Here is a 3,524-nt window from a genome sequence, read left to right as displayed (position 1 = left end):
TGGTCGCCGGCTCGGTGGCAGCGGCCACGACAGCCGCCGACCGCTGTTCCCGGTCCGCCCGCCAGCGTCGTACGGTCTCGTCGACGTTGACCGGCCGGACCACCACCCGCGGGCCGGTCGGGGTACGCAGCCAGGCCACGATCTCGGTGTTCAGCGCGGCCACGTACGCCCGGACGGACTCCTCGGTGGGCAGGTCACGGACCTCGTCGGGGACCTGCTCGACCCGGCGGCGCAGTTGCAGCGGCGTCGGCAGCAGCAGATCGCTGGGCAGGGCCTCCCGCTCCAGGAAACTCTTGATCCACCACGACTCGTCGTAGGGGGCGCCGCGGCCCGGGATCGGCTTGCCCATGCCGGGCAGGTTGTCGAAGTCGCCGCGCTCTATGGCGGTGCGGATCTGCGCCTCGACCGCCGCTTCCCACGCGTTGCTCACGTCGCCCACCTCCCCGAACCACCGTATTCGCCGTACCGCCGAGGTCCAGCGCCCCGGCGCGGCCGGGCATTCCCCGCCGGCGGTGGTGGCGGCGGCCGGGGCGTAGATTCCCGGCAGGGTCGACGCGGGTCGGAGGAGGGCAGCGTGCGGGACTGGCTGATCGGGCTCGGGGTGGCGGTGGCCTGCCTGCTGGCAAGTTGGGCGCTGCTGGTGCTGCTGGCTCGGCGGCTGCCGCCGGGCATCCTGCGGGATCTGGCCGCGTTCATCCCCGACTGTCTGACCACGGTGCGACGGCTGCGCGCCGACCCCCGGGTCCCCCGCAAGGCGAAGATCGCCATCGTGGTGGCGGGCCTCTGGCTGGCCAGTCCGATCGACCTGATCCCGGAGTTCCTGCCGGTGATCGGCCCGTTGGACGACATCGTCGTGGTCGCGCTCGCGCTCCGCTACGCGGGCCGGCAGGTGCCGCGTGAGGTGCTGCTCGCCGCCTGGCCCGGGGAGCCGCGCCTGCTGCTGCGGCTGCTCGGCCCGCCCGCCACGCCGCCGGAGTGAGCCCCGTCGCGACGGTCAGTCCCGCCGGCGCACGTGGCGGTGCCCGTCGCCCGGGTACGGCGGCCGGGCGGGCAGCACCTCCACGAACGCGTACCCGCTCTTCTCCGCCACCCGGCAGGACGCCGGGTTGTCGACCTCGTGCAGCAGCTCCAGCCGGGTCAGTCCGGTGGCGGCGAAGCGGGTGAACGCCCAGCGGCTCACCGCGTCCACCGCGCGGGGTGCCACCCCGCGGCCCCGGGCCGCCGCGGCCGTCCAGTAGCCCACCTCGGCGTCCGGGCGTCCCGGCGTGACGTCCTTGAGGACCACGCAGGCGACGAGCCGCTGCCCGCCGTCGACCGGGTCCGTCTCGCAGACGGCGAAGCAGAAGCGCCGCCCGGCCGCCCAGCCCTGCCGGTGCCGGGCCACCCAGCGACGGGCATCGGCGACGGTGCGCACCGGGCGCCGGCTGCGCGCCCGCAGTTCCGGATCGCGGTAGATCTCCAGCAACGCCTCGACGTCGTCGTCGCGCCACGGGCGCAGGACCAGCTCGACGGCGGACGTGGTGGCGGGCACCCGCAGGACGACGGACATCACAGCAGTGTCACCGCTGAACGGGCCGGCGCAAAGCTGCGGTGCGCACGGCGCAGCGGTTCCCGGCGTAGGGTCGCCGGTGGGCACGGGGAGGGCGGTGCGGCGATGGTCACGGTGGGCGCGCTGGTGGGAATCGGTCTGGTGGCGCTCGGCCTGGTGCTGACGCCCGGGCCGAACATGGTCTACCTGGTGTCCCGGTCGGTGACCCAGGGCCGCCGCGCCGGGCTGGTCTCCCTGCTCGGGGTGGCGGTCGGTTTCCTGGTCTACCTGGCCGCCGCGGTGGCCGGCATCGCCACGGTCTTCGTGCTGGTGCCGCCGCTGTACACGGCGGTGAAGCTGGCCGGCGCGGCGTACCTGCTGTGGCTGGCCTGGCGGACGCTGCGCCCGGGCGGGCGATCGGCGTTCACCCCGACGCCGCTGCCGCCGGACCGGCCGCGCCGGCTGTTCACCATGGGCCTGGTCACCAACCTGCTCAACCCGAAGATCGCCATCCTGTACGTGTCGCTGCTGCCGCAGTTCGTCGACCCGGCGCGCGGCCACGTGGCGGTGCAGAGCCTGCTGCTCGGGCTGACCCAGATCGTGATCGCGCTGACGGTCAACGCGCTGATCGTGCTGACCGCCGGTTCGGTGTCGGCGTTCCTGGTCCGCCGGCCGGGTTGGGCGCGGGCGCAGCGGTACGTGATGGGCACCGTGCTGGCCGGCCTCGCGGTACGCATCGCCGCCGACCGCTCCCGGGCCGCCGTCGCCACCGGCTGACCCGTCCCGGCCGCCAGGTCGGCCCTGAACCTCAGAGGGCGTCGGGTCGGCGCAGCGCCGGATGCCGCTCGCCGGGCCACGCGTGCCAGGTCGGGGCGTCCTCGCGCAGCGTGGTGTCGATGCGCAGCCGCGCCCACTCGTCCAGCTCCGGCAGGTCGTCCGGGGCGAACCAGCCCACCTCGGTCGACTCGTCGCCGTCGGCGCGGGGCTCGCCGCCCACCGGCGCGCAGCGGAACCACACGTTCAGGTACTCGCAGACGTCGCCGTTGGGATAGACCACCGGGTGGGTGGCTATGCCGCCGACCCGCTCGACCCGGACCCGCACGCCGGTCTCCTCGAAGACCTCCCGCACCACCGCGTCGGCCGGCTGCTCGCCCGGGTCCACGATGCCGGCGGGCACCGACCAGCGGCCGTTGTCGCCCCGCCGGGCCAGCAGCACCCGCCCGGCGCGTCGCGCACCACGCCGCTGACCCCGGGCAGCAGGAGCAGATCGTGGCCGATGTGGGCGCGCAGCCTGGTCACGTACGCGGGGACGGGCACCGGCACACGCTAGCCGGTGGCGTCGCGGTGCCGGCGGACCATCCCGGCGGCCAGCGGCGCCCCGTCCAGGTCACCCGCGGCGATCCGGCCGGCGACGGTACGGCGCACCATCCGGTCGGCCAGCGCGGGCGCGTGCCGGGCAAGGGCCATCTCCAGCCGGCCCCGGGTCGTGGTGGCCACGTCCCGGGGCGCCCGGCGGGCGGTGGCCGCCCGCAGGATCGCCGCCACCACTCCCTCGACGGGTTCCATCCGGGACACCCCGCCCAGCGACAGACCGGCCTCGGCGGTGCTCTCGTGGATCGGTGAGGCGACCATGCTCGGGTAGACGACGCTGACGCCGACGTGGGTGCCGACCTCGTGGCGCAGCGCGTCGGCGTAGGCGACCAGCGCCCGCTTGCTCACCCCGTACGCGGCGGCGAGGGGCAGCGGCAGCACCGCCATCCGGCTGGCCACGAAGATCACCCGGCCGCGGGCGGCGACCAGGTCGGGCAGCGCGGCGGCGGTGGTCCGCCAGGCGGCGAGCAGGTTCACCTCCAACTGCTGCCGGACAATCTCGTCGGGCGGCAGTTCCGCCGGGGCGGGGCCGCCGACGCCGGCGTTGTTGACCAGCAGATCCAGCCCGCCGAGGCGGTCGACGGCGGCGCGTACGGCGGGCGGGACGGCGGCCGGGTCGGTCAGG

At 75.6% G+C, this 3,524-nt stretch carries 6 protein-coding genes; 2 read left to right on the top strand and 4 right to left on the bottom strand.

Annotation, left to right across the window (positions count from 1 at the left end; all coding sequences use genetic code 11):
* Positions 1-430: DUF1992 domain-containing protein (locus JNW89_RS31300; RefSeq protein WP_238451815.1), on the bottom strand; the 430-nt coding region annotated here is incomplete at its 3' end.
* A gap of 144 nt (positions 431-574) precedes the next feature.
* Here JNW89_RS31300 and JNW89_RS31295 point away from each other — a divergent pair.
* Positions 575-979, top strand: a complete 405-nt coding sequence (locus JNW89_RS31295; RefSeq protein WP_238451814.1) for a DUF1232 domain-containing protein — start codon at positions 575-577, stop codon at positions 977-979.
* Positions 980-994: 15 nt separating this feature from the next.
* On the opposite strand, the gene JNW89_RS31290 is transcribed toward JNW89_RS31295, so the two are convergent.
* Entirely contained in the window at positions 995-1,549 is a 555-nt protein-coding gene (locus JNW89_RS31290; RefSeq protein WP_238451813.1) for a GNAT family N-acetyltransferase, read from the bottom strand.
* A 105-nt stretch (positions 1,550-1,654) separates the two neighbouring features.
* Here JNW89_RS31290 and JNW89_RS31285 point away from each other — a divergent pair, with 105 nt between their 5' ends.
* A complete protein-coding gene (locus JNW89_RS31285; protein WP_238451812.1) occupies positions 1,655-2,305 on the top strand; it encodes a LysE family translocator in 651 nt (216 codons plus the stop codon).
* A gap of 31 nt (positions 2,306-2,336) precedes the next feature.
* Here the strand turns inward: JNW89_RS31285 and JNW89_RS31280 are convergent, their stop codons facing one another.
* Together JNW89_RS31280 and JNW89_RS31275 are read right to left on the bottom strand one after the other, a co-directional pair.
* Complete coding sequence (locus JNW89_RS31280; protein WP_238451811.1) at positions 2,337-2,744, bottom strand: NUDIX domain-containing protein; 408 nt, start codon at positions 2,742-2,744, stop codon at positions 2,337-2,339.
* Between the two features lie 110 nt (positions 2,745-2,854).
* On the bottom strand, positions 2,855-3,524 hold a 670-nt coding region (locus tag JNW89_RS31275), incomplete at its 5' end, for an SDR family oxidoreductase (protein ID WP_238451810.1).

Source organism: Micromonospora sp. 4G55, from assembly GCF_016803375.1.
This window is presented reverse-complemented; position numbering and strand designations above follow the sequence as displayed.

Excerpts from the sequence above, each read along its gene's own strand:
- JNW89_RS31290 (WP_238451813.1), bottom strand. The coding sequence starts at position 1,549 with ATGTCCGTCGTCCTGCGGGTGCCCGCCACCACGTCCGCCGTCGAGCTG.
- JNW89_RS31285 (WP_238451812.1), top strand. The coding sequence starts at position 1,655 with ATGGTCACGGTGGGCGCGCTGGTGGGAATCGGTCTGGTGGCGCTCGGC.